20 protein-coding genes are annotated in these 16731 nt (G+C 59.7%); 17 read left to right on the top strand and 3 right to left on the bottom strand.

Annotated elements, in window-relative coordinates:
• Positions 1-193, bottom strand: a 193-nt coding sequence (locus tag NW846_RS11045) for a transposase (protein ID WP_414516001.1), incomplete at its 3' end; no start/stop codon positions are given.
• A 143-nt stretch (positions 194-336) separates the two neighbouring features.
• Here NW846_RS11045 and NW846_RS11040 point away from each other — a divergent pair.
• The 10 genes from NW846_RS11040 to NW846_RS10995 all read left to right on the top strand — a co-directional run bounded on the left by NW846_RS11040 (position 337) and on the right by NW846_RS10995 (position 7088).
• Positions 337-591: a hypothetical protein gene (locus NW846_RS11040; protein WP_414347597.1), complete on the top strand. Its 255-nt coding sequence runs from the start codon at positions 337-339 to the stop codon at positions 589-591.
• On the top strand, positions 584-1291 hold the full coding sequence (urtE, locus tag NW846_RS11035; RefSeq protein ID WP_414347595.1) for an urea ABC transporter ATP-binding subunit UrtE: 708 nt from the start codon (positions 584-586) through the stop codon (positions 1289-1291). Before NW846_RS11040 ends, urtE begins: the two co-directional genes overlap by 8 nt.
• 8 nt (positions 1292-1299) lie before the next feature.
• The gene (locus NW846_RS11030) at positions 1300-1602 is read left to right on the top strand and encodes an urease subunit gamma (RefSeq protein ID WP_414347593.1); all 303 of its coding nucleotides are present in this window, start codon (positions 1300-1302) and stop codon (positions 1600-1602) included.
• A 239-nt stretch (positions 1603-1841) separates the two neighbouring features.
• Complete coding sequence (locus tag NW846_RS11025) at positions 1842-2477, top strand: hypothetical protein (protein WP_414347591.1); 636 nt, start codon at positions 1842-1844, stop codon at positions 2475-2477.
• Between the two features lie 3 nt (positions 2478-2480).
• The gene (locus tag NW846_RS11020; protein WP_414347588.1) at positions 2481-2837 is read left to right on the top strand and encodes an urease subunit beta; all 357 of its coding nucleotides are present in this window, start codon (positions 2481-2483) and stop codon (positions 2835-2837) included.
• A complete protein-coding gene (locus NW846_RS11015; RefSeq protein WP_414347585.1) occupies positions 2834-4543 on the top strand; it encodes an urease subunit alpha in 1710 nt (569 codons plus the stop codon). The genes NW846_RS11020 and NW846_RS11015 overlap by 4 nt, the downstream gene beginning before the upstream one ends.
• 7 nt (positions 4544-4550) lie before the next feature.
• Entirely contained in the window at positions 4551-5000 is a 450-nt protein-coding gene (gene ureE / locus NW846_RS11010) for an urease accessory protein UreE (protein ID WP_011429504.1), read from the top strand.
• 6 nt (positions 5001-5006) lie between these two features.
• Entirely contained in the window at positions 5007-5660 is a 654-nt protein-coding gene (locus tag NW846_RS11005) for an urease accessory protein UreF (protein ID WP_414347582.1), read from the top strand.
• Positions 5636-6280: an urease accessory protein UreG gene (gene ureG / locus NW846_RS11000; protein ID WP_414347579.1), complete on the top strand. Its 645-nt coding sequence runs from the start codon at positions 5636-5638 to the stop codon at positions 6278-6280. Before NW846_RS11005 ends, ureG begins: the two co-directional genes overlap by 25 nt.
• Before the next feature lie 43 nt (positions 6281-6323).
• Positions 6324-7088 (top strand): urease accessory protein UreD, encoded by a 765-nt coding sequence (locus NW846_RS10995; RefSeq protein ID WP_414515996.1) that lies wholly within the window; start codon positions 6324-6326, stop codon positions 7086-7088.
• On the opposite strand, the gene NW846_RS10990 is transcribed toward NW846_RS10995, so the two are convergent.
• Together NW846_RS10990 and NW846_RS10985 are read right to left on the bottom strand one after the other, a co-directional pair.
• Positions 6973-7512, bottom strand: a complete 540-nt coding sequence (locus NW846_RS10990; protein WP_414515994.1) for a transposase — start codon at positions 7510-7512, stop codon at positions 6973-6975. The two genes, NW846_RS10995 and NW846_RS10990, sit on opposite strands and share 116 nt — an antisense overlap.
• Positions 7436-8314: an IS256 family transposase gene (locus NW846_RS10985; protein WP_414515993.1), complete on the bottom strand. Its 879-nt coding sequence runs from the start codon at positions 8312-8314 to the stop codon at positions 7436-7438. Before NW846_RS10985 ends, NW846_RS10990 begins: the two co-directional genes overlap by 77 nt.
• Before the next feature lie 113 nt (positions 8315-8427).
• On the opposite strand from NW846_RS10985, the gene NW846_RS10980 reads away from it, so the two are divergent.
• The 7 genes from NW846_RS10980 to NW846_RS10950 form a co-directional block, all read left to right on the top strand.
• Positions 8428-8793 (top strand): ureidoglycolate lyase, encoded by a 366-nt coding sequence (locus NW846_RS10980; protein ID WP_414348675.1) that lies wholly within the window; start codon positions 8428-8430, stop codon positions 8791-8793.
• A 267-nt stretch (positions 8794-9060) separates the two neighbouring features.
• Positions 9061-9216, top strand: coding sequence for a hypothetical protein (locus NW846_RS10975; protein WP_414348678.1), 156 nt, complete (start codon positions 9061-9063; stop codon positions 9214-9216).
• Positions 9217-9232: 16 nt separating this feature from the next.
• Complete coding sequence (locus tag NW846_RS10970; protein WP_414515990.1) at positions 9233-10381, top strand: CAP domain-containing protein; 1149 nt, start codon at positions 9233-9235, stop codon at positions 10379-10381.
• A 460-nt stretch (positions 10382-10841) separates the two neighbouring features.
• Positions 10842-12389, top strand: coding sequence for a ferredoxin--nitrite reductase (locus NW846_RS10965; protein WP_414515988.1), 1548 nt, complete (start codon positions 10842-10844; stop codon positions 12387-12389).
• Positions 12390-12450: 61 nt separating this feature from the next.
• Positions 12451-13773, top strand: coding sequence for a CmpA/NrtA family ABC transporter substrate-binding protein (locus NW846_RS10960; RefSeq protein ID WP_414515986.1), 1323 nt, complete (start codon positions 12451-12453; stop codon positions 13771-13773).
• 145 nt (positions 13774-13918) lie between these two features.
• Positions 13919-14878: a nitrate ABC transporter permease gene (gene ntrB / locus NW846_RS10955; RefSeq protein ID WP_414402947.1), complete on the top strand. Its 960-nt coding sequence runs from the start codon at positions 13919-13921 to the stop codon at positions 14876-14878.
• 72 nt (positions 14879-14950) lie between these two features.
• Positions 14951-16731: nitrate ABC transporter ATP-binding protein (locus NW846_RS10950; protein ID WP_414515984.1), on the top strand; the 1781-nt coding region annotated here is incomplete at its 3' end.

Genomic DNA, 16731 nt, shown 5'->3' with positions numbered 1-16731 from the left:
GCATCACCACCGTGGCCAGATTCACCAGGCTCCCCTCGCCGGGGAAACTCCGCCGCTTCACCTCACGGATAAGCCGCTCCAGCACATTGGTGCTCTTGATGTGCCGCTGGTGGACCCCGGGAAAGCCCAGGTAGGTCAGGGCCTCCCCCAGACCCTGGACAAACACCTCCACCGCCCGCTTAAACCCGTACACAAACGCTTACACATAGCATACTGTCAGCGAAGTATTGGCTAACTGTATCGTTGCATACTGTCAGCTTGGCTAATGCAACTTTATGTTTTCCACATGCTTTCCACTAGGGTCGGACCTGAAGTCCGACTCGGAAGGAGGAACACATGGGAAAAGGCTGGAGGTTACTAGGGGTACTGCTAGGGGTACTGGGGGTGGTTAGCTTGGTGGGTCTGAGCCTCGCCCAAGGCCTTGCCCAAGGCGAGGTCAAGGTGAGCGTACTCCACTCCCTTACCGGCACTATGGCCATTAGCGAGGTAACCGTCAAAAACGCCACCTTGCTGGCTACAGAAGGAAGCTATGAAGAGGTGCGGAACCAACCCGAGGTGGTGGCGGTTTACCTTGGGGGGGCCCATGCTTGAGGCAGATGCCCTCGCCACCGGTTACGGGGGGAGCCAGGTACTTTGGGGGATAGACCTGCGGGTGGAACCAGGGGAGGCGGTGGCGATCCTGGGGCGGAACGGGGTAGGCAAAACCACGCTCCTCCGGGCTCTGATGGGACTGAACCCTGTTACGGAAGGTCGCATTCTCCTCTTTGGCCGCGAGATCACCCACACCCCCGCCTTTGTACGGGCCAGACAGGGCCTGGCCTACGTTCCCCAGGGACGGGGTATCTTCCCCTACCTGACCGTAGAGGAAAACCTTAGGGCGGGCCTTGCCGCCTTGGCGGGGAGAGTCCACTCCCTTGCCCAGGAAGTGCCGCCCGCTGTATTTGATCTGTTCCCGATCCTTTGGGAACTGCGGGACCGCAAAGGGGGAAGCCTTTCCGGTGGCCAGCAACAGCAGCTGGCCATCGCCCGAGCTCTGGTCGCTAAACCTCTTTACTTGCTTCTAGATGAACCTACGGAAGGGATTCAACCCTCGGTGGTAGCTACCATCCAGGCGGCCCTCGTACGCATTCTCCAGGAGCTCCGCATAGGTATCCTCTTGGTAGAGCAGAAACTAGAGTTCGCCTGGAACTTCGCCCAAAGATTTTACGTAATGGACCGGGGACGTGTGATCCTGGAGGGTCGGACCTCGGAGGCCAGTCCGGAGACGGTGGGTCGGCTGATCAGCTTGTAGGAGAGGCCATGCGGTTGACCGAACGCGAGATCGATAAGCTCCTGATTTTCCTGGCGGCCGAAGTCGCCCGACGCCGCCTTGCTCGGGGACTCAAGTTGAACCACCCCGAGGCGGTGGCCTTGATCACGGCGGAGGTACTGGAGGGTATTCGCGAGGGTAAAAGCGTGGCTGAGCTAATGGACTTGGGAGCCCAGGTATTGAAACGGGAGGACGTAATGGACGGAGTGGCAGATATGATAGAAGAGATTCAAGTAGAAGGCACCTTTCCCGACGGGACCAAGTTGGTAACGATCCACAAGCCTATTCGCTAGGGGGTAAAAATGCGGATCTTTCTGCTTGCACCTTTGGTCCTAGGAGCGTGGGGGAGCGTTTCGTCCCGGGCGCAAAATGGGAAGCCACTGCGTTTGGCCCTTCCCCCCTGGCCCGTCTGGTTCGTCTGGTTCTGGGCTAGGGAGCAGGGCTTGTTTAAAAAGTACGGGGTGAAGGTAGAGGACCTCTTGGCCCACCCTAGCTGAGCAGGGCCATCTGCCCAAGGGGAGGAGGTGAACCCGTGAGCGCCCCCAGTCTGACGTTTTGGTTTGTAGGGTTTCTACTGGGGTTGCGCCACGCCCTGGAGCCCGACCATTTAGCTGCGGTAAGCAACCTCGCTTTAACCTCAGGCCGCCCCCTCAAGGCAGCCCTGGCGGGTGCCCTGTGGGGTTTGGGGCACCTCTTTACCCTGGCGGCAGTGGCGGGGGTGGCCTTGGCCTTGGGCCTCCGGCTTCCTGCTGCCTTTGGCTTCCTCACCGAGCTGGTAGTGGCGCTTGCCTTGGCTTGGCTGGGGCTTAGCACCCTCCTAGGTCTCCGAGTTCGGCGCACCATGGGTCCGAGCTACCGGAGCCGCTCCCCTCTGCGCAACCCCTTCCTCTGGGGTGTTCTCCACGGCTTGTCCGGATCCGCTGCTTTGGTGCTCTTGGCCTCCAGCCAGCTCACCTACCCTCTACAAGCTACAAGCCCTTGGGTACGTGGTTGTCTACGGCGTGGGCGCTTTTTGGGGTATGTTTCTCATGAGCCTCGCAGTGGGCCTCTCCTTTCTTTGGGCGGCTTCGCGGGCACGTCGCCTGCAATGGTACGGGACAGCGGCCGCGGCCCTTTTTGCCTTGCTGGCCTCAGGGAGGCTTTTTTGGGAGATCTTGGTGCGAGGTGAATCGTGATTCCCGGAGAAATCTTCACCGAGTCAGGGGAAGTGGAACTCAACCCCGGCCGCCGCACGGTCCGCCTCGAGGTGGCCAATACTGGGGACCGTCCTGTTCAGGTGGGCTCCCACGCCCATTTCTTTGAGGTCAACCGCGCCCTTCGCTTTGATCGAGAAAAGGCCTATGGGTTCCGCCTCAACATCCCCGCTGGAACGGCTGTGCGATTCGAGCCTGGGGAGACCAAGGTGGTGGAACTCGTAGAGATAGCGGGTCTTAGGAAGGTTTACGGTATGAATGCCTTGGTCATGGGCTCCTTGGAAGAGAAGCGGGCGGAGGCGCTCCGTGCAGCTCGGGAAAGGGGGTTCCTATGAGGCTTTCCCGGGAAGCCCGTGCTCGCCTTTATGGACCCACAGTAGGGGATCGGATCCGCCTGGCCGATACCAATCTGATCCTGGAGGTGGAAGAGGATTGGACCCTGCCCCCAGGAGAGGAGGCGGTCTTCGGCGGAGGAAAGACTGTCCGGGACGGCATGGCCCAGTCTCAGAGGAGCCGGTCGGAGGGAGCCCCCGATCTGGTGATTACCAATGCGGTGGTCCTGGACTGGTGGGGTGTTGTCAAGGCAGATGTGGGTGTCCGGGATGGGCGCATTGTGGCCTTGGGTAAGGCGGGCAATCCGGACATCATGGACGGCGTTACGCCGGGCTTGGAAATCGGTCCAGGAACAGAGGTCATCTCTGGCCAAGGTCGGATCCTCACCCCCGGAGGTATTGATGTCCATATCCACTTCATCTCTCCCCAGCAAGCTTGGGAGGCCCTCTTTAGTGGCATAACCACCATGACCGGGGGAGGTACCGGACCGTCCGAAGGAACCAAGGCCACCACCTGTACCCCGGGCCCTTGGTATATCCACCGGATGTTGGAGGCCCTCGAGGGGCTACCCCTTAACTTCGGTTTGCTGGGGAAAGGGAACGCCTCCTCGCCCCAGGCGCTGGAGGAACAGATCCTGGCCGGTGCTATCGGGCTCAAGATTCACGAGGATTGGGGGGCTACCCCCGCCGTTATCGACACCGCTCTGACCGTGGCCGAGGCCTACGATGTCCAGGTGGCCATTCACACGGATACTTTGAACGAGAGCGGTTTTGTAGAGGATACGCTGGCGGCCTTCAAGGGGCGAACCATCCACACCTTTCACTCGGAGGGGGCCGGGGGAGGCCATGCCCCGGACATTCTCAGGGTAGTGGGGTACCCCAACGTGCTCCCCTCTAGCACCAATCCCACCATGCCTTACACGGTGAACACCCTTGACGAGCACCTGGACATGCTAATGGTGTGCCACCATCTAAGCCCCAATATCCCCGAAGACGTGGCCTTTGCGGAGTCCCGCATCCGACCCGAGACGATGGCAGCGGAGGATGTTCTCCATGATCTCGGAGCCATTAGCATGATGACCAGCGATTCCCAGGCCATGGGACGCGTGGGGGAGGTGATCCTAAGGACATGGCAGACAGCCCATAAAATGAAGGAGGAGCGGGGTCCACTACCGCAAGACAGCACGAGGAACGACAACTTCCGCATCCGGCGATACCTGGCTAAATACACCATCAACCCGGCCATCGCCCACGGGATCGCTGAGTATGTGGGGTCCATAGAGCCCGGAAAGTACGCGGACTTGGTCCTGTGGCATCCGGCTTTCTTCGGCGTCAAGCCCGATCTAGTTCTCAAAGCTGGCTTTATCGTTGCTGCGCCTATGGGAGATCCCAACGCCTCCATTCCCACCCCTGAGCCCGTCCGTTATCGCCCCATGTTTGCTGCTTTTGGCAAAGCGCTGACGCGAGTCTCGTTTACCTTTGTCTCCCAAGCCGCCCTGGAGAGGGGGGGGCTTCCGGCCGGGCTAAACCGTACTCTGCTTCCGGTACGGAAAACCCGGGGGCTCACTAAGAAGGACATGCGACTTAACGATGCCCTGCCCAAGGTAGAGGTGGACCCGGAGACCTATAGGGTTTTGGTGGATGGGGAGGAAATAACCAGCAAGCCTGCCGAGATCCTGCCTTTGGCCCAGAGGTACTTCCTTTTCTAGGAGACTTATGATCAAGACCTACGTGGTGACCCATCTTAGAAAGATGGAGGAGGGCATCCCTGAGGGGTTGCAAGTGGTAGACTTACCCATGACCTCGGAGGAGCGTACCCAGGTGCGCCGGCGCTTGGAAACGCCAAGCGGCCTTGTCCTGAACCTGGCCCTGCCTACAGGAACTGTGCTTCAGCCAGGGCAGATTCTCTGTGTGGTAGAGGGTGTGGCCTACCGGGTAGTAGCAGCTCCGGAGGAGGTTCTCGTCATTTATCCCAGAAGTCTCAAGGAAGCGGCTCAAGTGGGCCACCTCATCGGCAATCTTCACCGCCCCATAGACCTTTCAGGGGAGGTGATTGCGATCCTCTACGATGCCGCTTTGGAAGAGCGGTTACGGAACCTTGGTTTGGTAGTGGTTAGGGAAATGCGCTCTTTCGCCAAGACCCCTCTGCCTGGGCATAGCCACTAGCGCTCCATGAAGGAAGTAGCCCTCCTCAGGCTTTTCCAACTCGCTGATACGGCCTTCCCGGTAGGAAGCTTTGTGCACTCCTACGGCTTGGAATCCTACGCGGCCGTTGGATTGGATCCTGGAAGGATACCCGATCTGATCCTCGCTGACCTTCGGCTTGGGCAGCTTCGTTTGGACCTAGCCGCCTTGGTGCTGGCCTTTGAAAAGAGTCCCGACCTCGAGGCCCTGCAACGGCTTAACGCCCTGCTTACCGCATGGAAGCCGGTACGGGGGGCCAGAGAGGCCAGCCTGCAGGTAGGAAGACGCGTTCTGGCGCTTCTAGGCCGTCTATATCCCAACCTGCCTTGGCCACCCTTACGGGAAGGGCATCAAGCAGTAGCCTGGGGTATTGCGGGAAAAATGCTGGGGCTTGAGCGGGAACCTCTGGCCCTGGCCTTCCTGCACACTTCCGTACAAGCTTTGCTTTTGGCCGGAACCCGGGTGTTCGCGTTGGGAGCTGAGCGTGCCCAACACATGCTTTGCTCCCTTCACTCTTCCATGGCCAAAACGGTGCAAGAGGTACTCCGCAACCCTGATGAGGCGTTGTTTGCCGCTACGCCTGCCTGGGACCTGAGAGCGCATCAACAGGACTTCCTATGGACCAGGCTGTTTCAGAGCTAAGGAGGGGGATTGTGAAACCGGTAAAAATCGGTGTGGCCGGGCCTGTCGGCTCAGGGAAAACCGCCCTTATAGATCGGCTGGCCAAAGCCATGCGGGATCGCTACAACCTTGCGGTGATCACCAACGACGTCTACACCTATGAGGACGCCGAATTCCTTGTGCGCTCGGGGGCTCTTCCCCCCGAGCGGATCGCAGGGGTGAGGACGGGAGGATGCCCTCATACGGCCATTCGCGAAGACCCTGCAGCCAACCAGGAGGCGGTGGAAGCCATGCTGGCCCGCTTCTCCGATCTGGACATCCTTTTTTTGGAATCAGGGGGGGATAATCTCGCTGCTTCCTTTAGCCCAGAACTGGTGGACGTGTGGATCTATGTGATCGATGTGGCTGCGGGAGACAAGATTCCCCGCAAGGGGGGCCCGGGCATTGAAAAAAGCCATCTCCTGGTGATCAATAAGATCGATCTTGCCCCTTTGGTTGGGGCCGACCTTGGGGTCATGGAACGGGATACGCGGCTCAAACGGGGTTCACGTCCTTGGGTGTTTACCAACCTCAAGACGGGGGAAGGGCTGGATCGCGTGGTGGAGTGGATCCGACGGGAGGTCCTCTTTGAGGGAGACTGAGGCGTCCCCACCAGCTTTGGTTAGCCAATTTTTGGTTAGCCAATTGGAATTGGAGTTCATCGCTATCGGCGGCCGGACCCACCTGCGTAGGGCTTACAGCCGCGGTGCCCTCAAAGTGCTAAGGCCCTTTCCCTATGGGGAAGGCCTGGTGTTGCAGCTTTTGACCCTTGGCCCTGGCCTTATGGGAGGGGACCAGGTGGAGATCCGGGTTCATGTTGCTCCGGGGGCTAAGGTAATCCTCCTCAACCAATCGGCGACCAAGGTTCTCCCTGCCCGGGGGGATCGACCGGTGGTTCAGAGGCTCCTTTTTCGGGTGGAAGGCTTTTTGGAGTACTACCCCGGCCTCACCATTCCCCACCCCGCCTCGGCCTTGGACCAAAGGATGGAGGTGAGTTTGGAAACGGAAGCGTCTTTTAGCTGGATGGAAATGTATGCCCTAGGGAGATTAGCTAGAGGAGAAGTGGGAAAGTTTAAGTGGATTCGCGCCCGAACGGCGATTTTCGGCCAGGCTCCCTTTTATATGGACGCTTTGGAGCTCCTTCCTGAGGAGCTGGGTCCAAACCACCCAGGGGTTCTAGAGGGTCACCCCTACCTTGTGTGCGGTTTCTGGAACTGGGAAAGTCACCCCTTCTTTGAGGAAACGGAAAACGGGCTTCTAGGAGTGGGGCTTACCGCGTTCAGGCACTCTTTTCTTAGGGGGATTGGGAACAAGGAGGTGACCCAGAGGGCCCTAAAGATTTGGAGTCAGGAAAGAGCCTTAAGGGGGCTTCCAGCCATAGACGTAATGCGCTATAGCAGCGCCCTTTAAAGGGCGCTGCCTGGCCGCTTGATCGTGTAAGAGGCTGTCGTAAAAGTCCTCCACAGGTCAAGTCGCGATTTTTGTGGGTTTCTCTTCCGCGGCCCAAAGCGGGTCCATGTCCATAACGCCGGAAAGCCCAGTCCTCCGTGGCCCTCAGCATCACCACCGTGGCCAGATTCACCAGGCTCCCCTCGCCGGGGAAACTCCGCCGTTTCACCTCACGGATAAGCCGCTCCAGCACATTCGTGCTCTTGATGTGCCGCTGGTGGACCCCGGGAAAGTCCAGGTAGGTCAGGGCCTCCCCCAAACCCTGGGCAAACACCTCCACCGCCCGCTTAAACCGGTCCCGGTAGCGCTCAACGAACTCCTGGGCCAGAGATTCCGCCGTGCCCCGCCGCCGCGCCACAAACACCTCCTGGAGCTCCTCGGCCACCACACCCCGCTCCGACTGCGGCACATGAGCTAAAACGTTCCGCATAAAGTATAAAGTGCACCACGCACCGCTGCCAGCTGGCCCCAGGAAGCTCCGCCATCACCGCTTGACCGATGGAAGGGTGGTCGTCGGAAATGACCAGCCTCACCCCATGAAGCCCCCGCTCCACCAGGCCCTTCAGGAGGTTCCTCCAGGCCTCCTTCCTCTCCCTGCCCGCCGGCTCCACCGTCAGCACTTCCCGGTAGCCTTCTTCGTTCACCCCCACCGCCACCAGAAGGGCCAGGTCCACCACCCGCCCGCCCCAGTTCACCTTGAAGTAGGCCGCGTCCAGGTAGAGGTAGGGGTAGGCCAGCTCCAAAGGCCGGCCCCGCCAGGTGGAGAGCTCCTCCTCCAGGCGCTGAGCTACCCTGGAGACCGCGTCCTTACCGATGCGCACCCGGGACAGGCCCTCCGTGATGGCCGCTACCTTGCGGGTGGAAACCCCTTTCAGGTACATCTCCAGCACCGCCTCTTCTACCTCTCCGGTCATCCGCTTGTACCGCTCAAAGACCTCGGTCAGGAAAGTCCCCTCCCGGTCCCGGGGTACCCGGAGCTGGGCGATCCTGCCCGCCGGCGTGATGAGGTCCCGGGTGTAGTAGCCGTTCCGCTCCCCGCGGCGGCTTGGGGTGCGCTCACGGTAACCCGCAGCCAGGTGCTCGGTCATCTCTTCTTCCAACACCTGCTCAATGACGGCCTTGACCCCTTCCCGGATGCGCCGGCTGATCTCCTCCTTGGTCAACCTCTTGAGCTCCTCTCGGTCCATTCCGCCCTCCATGCTTAACCCACAAAATACGCGACACTACCAACTTTGCCCCTTACGGGCAGGCGATCTACCCTGCTCCCGACGACAAGCCTTTCGACAGCTAAGATGCCCAGTTGGTTTTGAATCAGGGCCAGCCCCGCTTCTACTTGATGCGCCTGCCCCGCCGCGGCCTCAAGTTTAGCCAGATAACCCACCACACCCGCTGCACCCAGTGTCTGGGATCCCTGCACGGCAAGGAGTGGTTCATCGCCGTCGCGCCGCCTGCCGACGAGCTGCAAGTGGACGAGATTCAGGCTTTTCGGGTGCCCGGCGATCGCTTTATCAAACTGGAGATGGGCACCTGGCATGCCGGCCCCTACTTCGACCACGAGGAGTTCATCGATTTCTATAATCTGGAGCTGGCCGACACCAACCTCACCGACCACGAGACGATCAACCTGCTCCAGACCTACAACCTGGAGTTTCAGATCGTCCCCTGAAGGCGGATCCCTGCAGTCTCGGCAAAAAAATCGATGTAGTCTTTACGCTTGAGCGCGGAAAGAGGTGCGGGGATCCGCAGCTACGCTATAGGAAGGGGCAGAGGCTGAACTCAGGTTCTAGCCCTAGAGGATCCGGCTGAGTTGGGTGAGCATTTCTTGACTGGGGTTCGAGTTCTGCCCTTGCCGACAGAAGTCTCGGCACAGCAACTTGTTGGGCCAGGTGATAGAACAGGGTCAAACCTGGCAGCGTTTTGGAGGTTTGTTGCGATGGCCGCACTCCAACTCAACAAGGTGAGCCGCCAGCTCTTGGAGGCTCTGGCCCTGTTCCTGTGCCTGGGACTGTTGTCTGCCTGCGACGAGGGTAGCAGCAGCACCGTCAGTCCCCCCAGCCTCACGCCCACTCCCACCCCCGCTGGTCGGTAAGCCCACAGGATCTTGCATGCCTTGGCAGCGGCTGCCCAGTTTGCAGCAAGTCTGGGCAGGGATGGTTTTGAGTCTGCTCTGCCTTTTTCTGTTGGCAGCCTGCGGCGGTGGGGAGGGATCCCTTACTGCGGTGGGGCCCCCTCCGGCAGGGGAGCTGCCCATCGCCGGTTTCTTGTGCCAGTTGGATCGCCAGACCCGCAGCTTTGCCGGCCCCATCTATGCCGAGCAGCCTCAGGCTGCCACCTGCAATCCCGGTCGCCTCACCCCGGCAGCAGCCCAAAAGATGATGGATCGGCTCAACTTTGTGCGGCTGTTGCACGAGTTGCCGCCGGTGAAGCTCAATCCCGAATTCTTGGAGGCCGCTCAGCAGGCGGCCCTGATGCAGGTGGCCAATGGCGCCCTCAGCCACCAGCCGCCCCCTTCTTGGCGCTGCTTTACCCCTGCTGGGGAGGCGGGATCCCGCTTCAGCAACCTGGCGGTTGGGCCCATCCTAGAGCTGAACGGCCCCGACCCAGGCCGGGTGTTGGCGCGGCAGGTGGACATCTATTTTGCCGAGCCAGGTCGAGAAAACTTTGTGGATGTGGGGCATCGCCGCTGGAACCTGTATCCTCAGTACGCCCAGGGGGCCTACGGCATTGTCTTTGACCCACGGGCTGGACGGGTGACCCAGGCCAACGCCAACTGGATCTTCGGTTTTGACGAGTCGGTGCCAGATCCAGAGTTCATCGCCTTCCCGGAGAAAGACGGCTACCTCTACCGCCTAGAAGGGTTTTCCGGCCAGCCCCTGTCTGCCTACCGCTGGTCTTTCTCGGTGCCCAGCCGTGGCGGCAAGGCTGATCTCAGCCAAGCCCAAGTCCGCATCACCGATGCCCTCAGCGGCGAGCCGGTGCCTGTTGGAGATCTCCGCGTGGGGGATCCCGCCTTTGGCCTGGAAACTTTGACCTACTCCGTGGGTTCGATCCAGCCCAATCGCAACTACACCTTTGAAATTAGCGGCATTCGCCTCAACGGTGGCCCCCCCCGCAGCTACCGCTACACCACCGCTCTCTACGACTGCGATCCCCAAACTTCCCAACGGCCCGCACCCCTCACCGAAGGGCTGGGGATCCCGCCCCGTCTGCTCTGGCAGATGGAGCCTTTCAACTCTTTCAACCCTCTCAACTAGCTTTTCCTCACCCCCAGCCCCTTTCCCAAAGGGGAAAGAGGGGTCTGCTGCTGATACATTCACGCTGAACTCTCCTGAACATGGTTCAGGAAAGAAGCGATCGCATCCTGCCTATCTCTGAGCAGGAAGGCGGTATCCCGCAAAGCCCTGAGGAATACCCCCCGAGCGCTTTCCCCCTTCACTTCCCGGCAACCGTTGCGGTGGACTCAAGGATCAGGGGGAAACTTGGTCTACTATATCCCTCTCAATGACTTTTGCCAAACCGCCTAAAGCTCAGTAAATTCAGCAAAGTTCAGGGTTTTGGGGGTTAGAGGCATGCTCCTGGAAGCCTGACTTTATGCATAAAGCGCAATTCGAGAATGACAAAACTGCATAACCTGTTACAGAGTGTAACTTCCAATACCAAAGTTAACGGTTCGTCATCGCTAGGGTAGCTAGTGTTCACCCCACGGCAGCGATCATGGCGAACCAATTTGAACGCCTCAAAAGCGAAAAGGATGGGCTGGCGGTCAAGGCCGAGCTGGAGGCGTTTGCCCGGATGGGTTGGGAGAACATTCCTGAAGACGACCGGGATCACCGCCTCAAGTGGCTGGGGATCTTCTTTCGCAAGCGCACCCCAGGTCAGTTCATGCTGCGGCTGCGCCTGCCCAATGGGATCCTAACCAGCGGCCAAATGCGGATGTTGGGCGCAATCATCTACCCCTATGGAGAACAGGGCGTAGCCGACATCACCACCCGGCAGAACCTGCAACTGCGGGGCATCCCCATCGAGGAAATGCCCCAGATCCTGGGCTACCTGAAAGAGGTAGGCCTGACCAGCATCCAGTCGGGCATGGACAACGTGCGCAACATCACGGGATCCCCTCTGGCCGGTATTGACCCGGATGAGCTGATCGATGTGCGCGGTCTCACCCGCAAGGTGCAGGACATGATCACCAACAACGGCGAGGGCAACCCTTCCTTCAGCAACCTGCCGCGCAAGTTCAACATCGCCATCTGCGGTTGTCGCGACAACTCCGTGCATGCGGAGATCAACGACCTGGCCTTTGTGCCCGCCTTCAAAAATGGCCGCCTGGGCTTCAACGTCCTGGTGGGCGGCTTTTTCTCTGCTCGCCGCTGCGCCGAGGCAATTGGCCTAGATGTCTGGGTGGATCCCCGGGATGTAGTTCCCCTGTGTGAGGCGGTGCTGCTGGTCTACCGGGATCACGGCCTGCGGGCCAACCGGCAAAAGGCACGGCTGATGTGGCTCATTGACGAGTGGGGCCTAGAGAAGTTCCGGGCGGCTGTGGAGCGCCAGATAGGCCACCCTCTGCTCAGGGCAGCGGAAAAAGATGAGGTGGTCTGGCACAAGCGGGATCTGCTGGGGGTGCATGCCCAGAAGCAGCCGGGCCTCAACTTTGTCGGCCTGCATGTGCCGGTGGGGCGGCTCAACGCCCTGGAGATGATGGAGCTGGCCCGCTTGGCGGAGGTGTACGGCTCCGGGGAGCTGCGGCTGACAGTGGAGCAGAACGTGCTCATCCCCAATGTGCCCGACTCCCGAGTGGCCCCGCTCCTCAAAGAGCCGCTCTTGAAGAAGTTCTCTCCCAACCCAGGGCCCTTGCAGCGGGGGTTGGTGTCCTGTACGGGCAACCAGTTCTGCAACTTTGCCCTTATCGAGACCAAAAACCGGGCTGTGGCCTTGATGGAGGAGCTGGAGGCGGAGCTGGAGATCCCCCAAATGGTGCGCATCCACTGGACGGGCTGCCCCAACTCCTGCGGCCAACCCCAAGTAGCCGATATCGGCCTTATGGGCACCACTGCTCGCAAGGACGGCAGGGTGGTGGAGGCCGTGGACATCTACATGGGGGGAGAGGTGGGCAAAGACGCCAAGCTGGGCGAATGCGTGCGCAAAGGGATCCCTTGCGAAGACCTCAAGCCGGTCTTGGTGGAGTTGCTCAGGGAGCACTTCGGGGCCAGGCCGCGTCAGCATCCGTCCGCCGCCCAGGCTTCTGTTTTGGTAACCCGCTAGCGGTTCTGTTGCCGTCCTGAAAGTTTTTCTTTCTTCGTCGTTGTAAATCTTGGAGGTTTCGATGTCTAAGCTGTTCAGCACTTCCTCTCCCGTCTCCCGTCGGCAATTTTTGGCCGGGGTGGCTGCTCTCACGGCTGGGGCGGCCACGGCTGGGATCCCGCGCGCCCAATCGCAATCCTTGGGCAAAGGCTACTGGGTGGCGCAGGCCGATACTCCCGAAACCACCAGCGCCAAGCTGGGGTTCATCGCTCTAACCGACGCGGCCCCCCTGATCATCGCCAAAGAAAAGGGGTTCTTTGACAAGTACGGCATGAAGGACGTAGAGGTGGTCAAGCAGGCCTCTTGGGGCACCACCCGCGACAACTTGGTGCTGGGATCCGCCGCCGGCGGCATCGATGGGGCACACATCCTCACCCCCATGCCCTACCTCATCACCACCGGCAAAGTTACCGATGGCAAGCCGGTGCCTATGTACATCTTGGCCCGTCTCAATCTGGACGGTCAGGGCATTAGCATTTCCAACGAATATCGGGATCTGAAAATTGGCTTGGATAGTTCCCCCCTCAAAGCTAAGTTTGCCGAGTTGCGAGCAGCCGGCAAAGAGCCCAAATGTGCGGTGACCTTCCCTGGTGGCACCCACGACCTATGGATGCGCTACTGGCTGGCCGCAGGCGGGATCGATCCCACTAGCGACGTCTCCATCATTGTGGTGCCGCCGCCGCAGATGGTGGCCAATATGAAATCCAGAACCATGGAAGCCTTCTGTGTGGGCGAGCCTTGGAATGCCCAGCTGGTGAACCAAAAAGAGGGGTATAGTGCCCTCACCACCGGCGAGCTGTGGAACGGCCACCCGGAAAAGGCCTTTGCCCTGCGGGCCGACTGGGTGGATGCGCACCCGAAAGCCACCCTTGCCCTGGTGAAAGCGGTGCTAGAAGCCCAGATCTGGTGCGACCAGATGGAAAACAAAGAGGAGATGTGTCGCATCATCGGCGACCGCCGCTGGCTGGGGGTGCCTGTGCCCGATATCTTGGGCCGTTCTCGGGGCACTTTTGACTACGGCACCGGCAAGGTCGTTGAAAACAGCCCCCACCTGATGAAGTTCTGGCAGAACTACGCTTCCTACCCCTTCAAGAGCCACGATCTCTGGTTTTTGACCGAAAACATTCGCTGGGGTTACCTACCTGCCGACACCGATACCAAAGCCTTGGTGGAGCGGGTGAATCGGGAAGAACTCTGGCGAGAAGCTGCCAAAGCCATTGGTCAGGGGGCAGCCATTCCCCCCAGCACCTCTCGAGGAGTGGAAACCTTCTTCGACGGGGTGCAGTTCGATCCCGAAAATCCTGCCGCCTACCTGGAGAAATTGGCGATTAAGAAGCTGGCCTAATTTCCCAACTTTCCCCAGCAAGTTAGCTGCAAACCCTCTGTCCAGGAGAGAAGGGATCCCCGAATCCCCACAAAGAGTGTTCAACTGAAACCCCTTCTCTCTTGGGATTCTCTTAAGTTGACTTCAACCTTACTCCCAGCAAGCCATGAGGATTTTCCACTCTGCCCTACAGTTGGGCTACCACCTCTTTCGGATCCTGCTTCCCCTACTGGTTGGCCTAGGCCACTGGCTGCTGAAAACCAGCCCAGGCTTTGTTCTTCAGTCCAATGCCGGGCTCCACTCCCCGGCCAGCTCTGCATCTTCTTCTGCTTGGAGGCAGCGAGTCCAAATCCACCAAGTGCTGCGCCGCGTTCTTTTGCCCACCACGGCCATTTTAATAGTGCTCGTTCTCTGGCAAATTGCCTATAGCCGCCCCGGAGCCAACTTGCCCACCCCTCTCCAGGTTTGGCAGGACACCTGGGATCCCCTCATTAAAGATCCCTTTTTTGACTATGGCGGCAATGCCAAAGGGCTGTTCTGGCAAATTTGGGCCAGCTTGCGGCGGGTGTTCATTGGGTTTGCCCTGGCCGGCTTGGTGGGGGTTGTGGGCGGCATGATCATCGGGGTCAATCGCTGGCTGTACGAGGCTTTGGATCCCATTTTTCAGGTGCTGCGCACGGTGCCGCCTTTGGCCTGGCTGCCGATTTCTTTGGCTGCCTTTCGAGATGCCAACCCTTCCGCCATTTTCGTAATCTTCATTACGGCCCTCTGGCCCATTTTGATCAACACCGTTGCCGGCGTACAGCGGATCCCTCAGGATTACCGCAATGTGGCCAGAATTGTGCGCATGTCGGGCTGGAAGTACTTTTTCAAAATCGTTTTCCCGGCAACTGTACCCTACATTTTTACCGGCTTGCGCATTGGGGTGGGCTTGTCTTGGCTGGCCATTGTGGCGGCGGAGATGTTGATTGGCGGTGTGGGCATTGGATTTTTCATCTGGGATGCCTGGAATAGCTCCCGCATCAGCGAAATCATTCTGGCTTTGATCTATGTTGGGATGGTGGGTCTTCTGCTGGATCGGATCACGGCTTGGATTGGCTCGCTGGTGGTGGCTGAGGATCGCTAAATGAGCTTGGCCGAGTTTTAGATTGGTTGCTGACAATTTCTCCATGCTCTCAGAAATCATCTCAGGGGAATCATGAAGACCCAGCCTTACATTGAAGTGGATCATGTCGACAAGGAATTTCTCCTCGACAACGGAGAGGTCTATCCTGTCCTGAAAGACATCCACCTGGAGATCCAAAAAGGGGAATTTGTCTCGTTGATCGGCCACTCTGGCTGTGGCAAATCGACCCTGCTCAACATCATTGCTGGCCTGGAAAAGCCTTCCCGAGGGGGCATTCTCCTGGAGGGCCGACAGGTTACGGATCCCGGCCCGGATCGCATGGTGGTGTTTCAGAACTATTCCCTGCTGCCCTGGCTGACCGTGCGGGAGAACGTTGCCCTGGCCGTGGACGAGGTGCTGGGATCCCTTCCCAAAGCGGAGCGGGACCGGATTGTGGCAGAACACATTCGCCGTGTGGGGTTGCAGGGGGCAGCCGACAAGCGACCGGCCCATCTGTCAGGAGGGATGAAACAGCGGGTAGCCATTGCCCGGGCTTTGGCCATCCGTCCGCGGGTGCTGCTGTTGGATGAGCCCTTTGGCGCTCTGGATGCCTTGACGCGCGGCAACCTGCAGGAGCAACTGATGGAGATTGCCCAGGCGGAGCAGCTCACCTGTGTCATGGTTACCCACGATGTGGATGAGGCGCTGCTGCTTTCGGATCGGGTGGTAATGATGACCAATGGCCCGGAGGCCCGCATTGGCCAGATTTTGCGGATCCCTTTTCCTCGACCCCGCCATCGTTTGGAAGTGGTGCGTCACCCCGACTACTACAGCCTGCGGGGAGAGATGATCTACTTTCTCAACCAGCAAAAGCGGGCTCGCCAAAAAACGCCTGTTCGCGTGGCCATTGCCAAACACGGCCTGGAGAAGGTCAATTTGGAGGTTGGCTTTGTGCCCCTCAACGACTGCGCCCCGCTGGTGGTGGCGCAGGAAAAAGGCCTGTTTCAAAAGCATGGCCTGGAGCAGGTCACCCTGGTGCGGGAGCCAGGCTGGAAGACCATCTGGGAAGGGATCCGCTCCGGTCGGCTGGACGCGGCTATGGTGGTGGCCGGGATCCCGTTGGCTTCCACCTTGGGAGTAGGGGGAGTTCCGGTGCCTTTGATTACCGCGCTAACCCTCTCCCGCGGCGGCAACGCCATTACCTTTGGGCGCAGACTTTTGGAGCGAGGCGTTCAAAGCCTGGCGGATTTTCGCCAATACCTCAACCACACCCCCGACACAGTCCACACCCTGGGAGTGGTTCATCCGGCTTCCATGCAAAACTTCCTGTTGCGGCACTGGCTCGCCGGTGGGGGGGTGGATCCGGATCGGGACGTTACGTTGACGGTGATCCCGCCGCCGCAGATGGTGGCCCACCTCAAGGCCGGCAACATCGATGGCTACTGCGTGGGCGAGCCCTGGAACTCCCGCGCTGTGCGGGAACAGTTGGGATTTATCGTCACCACCACTCCCGAAATCTTGCCCAGCCACATTGAAAAAGTGCTGACAGTGCGCCAGGACTGGGCCCAAAGCTACCCCCGCACCCACGTGGCTCTGGTCAAAGCACTACTGGAGGCTTGTCACTACTGCGATCAGCCGCAGCACCGTTCTGAGATCTTGGAGTGGCTGGCTCAGCCCCAGTATGTGGGCGTGGCCCTGGAGGATCTGCAGCCGGGGTGGACGGGTATTCTGCAGCGGGGAATTGCCGATGAATCCCAAGCCCTCACCGGTTTTCACCAGTTTGCCAACGGGCGCAACACCTGTCCGGAAAGATTGGAACACCTCTGGATCCTGACGCAGATGGCTCGCTGGGGCCTCTGCCCTTTTCCCCGCAA

The organism is Synechococcus sp. W60.3 (assembly GCF_047502615.1).
GTDB lineage: Bacteria > Cyanobacteriota > Cyanobacteriia > Thermostichales > Thermostichaceae > Thermostichus.
Note: the sequence above shows the minus strand (reverse complement) of the source record. Positions and strands in the feature narration are given on the sequence as shown.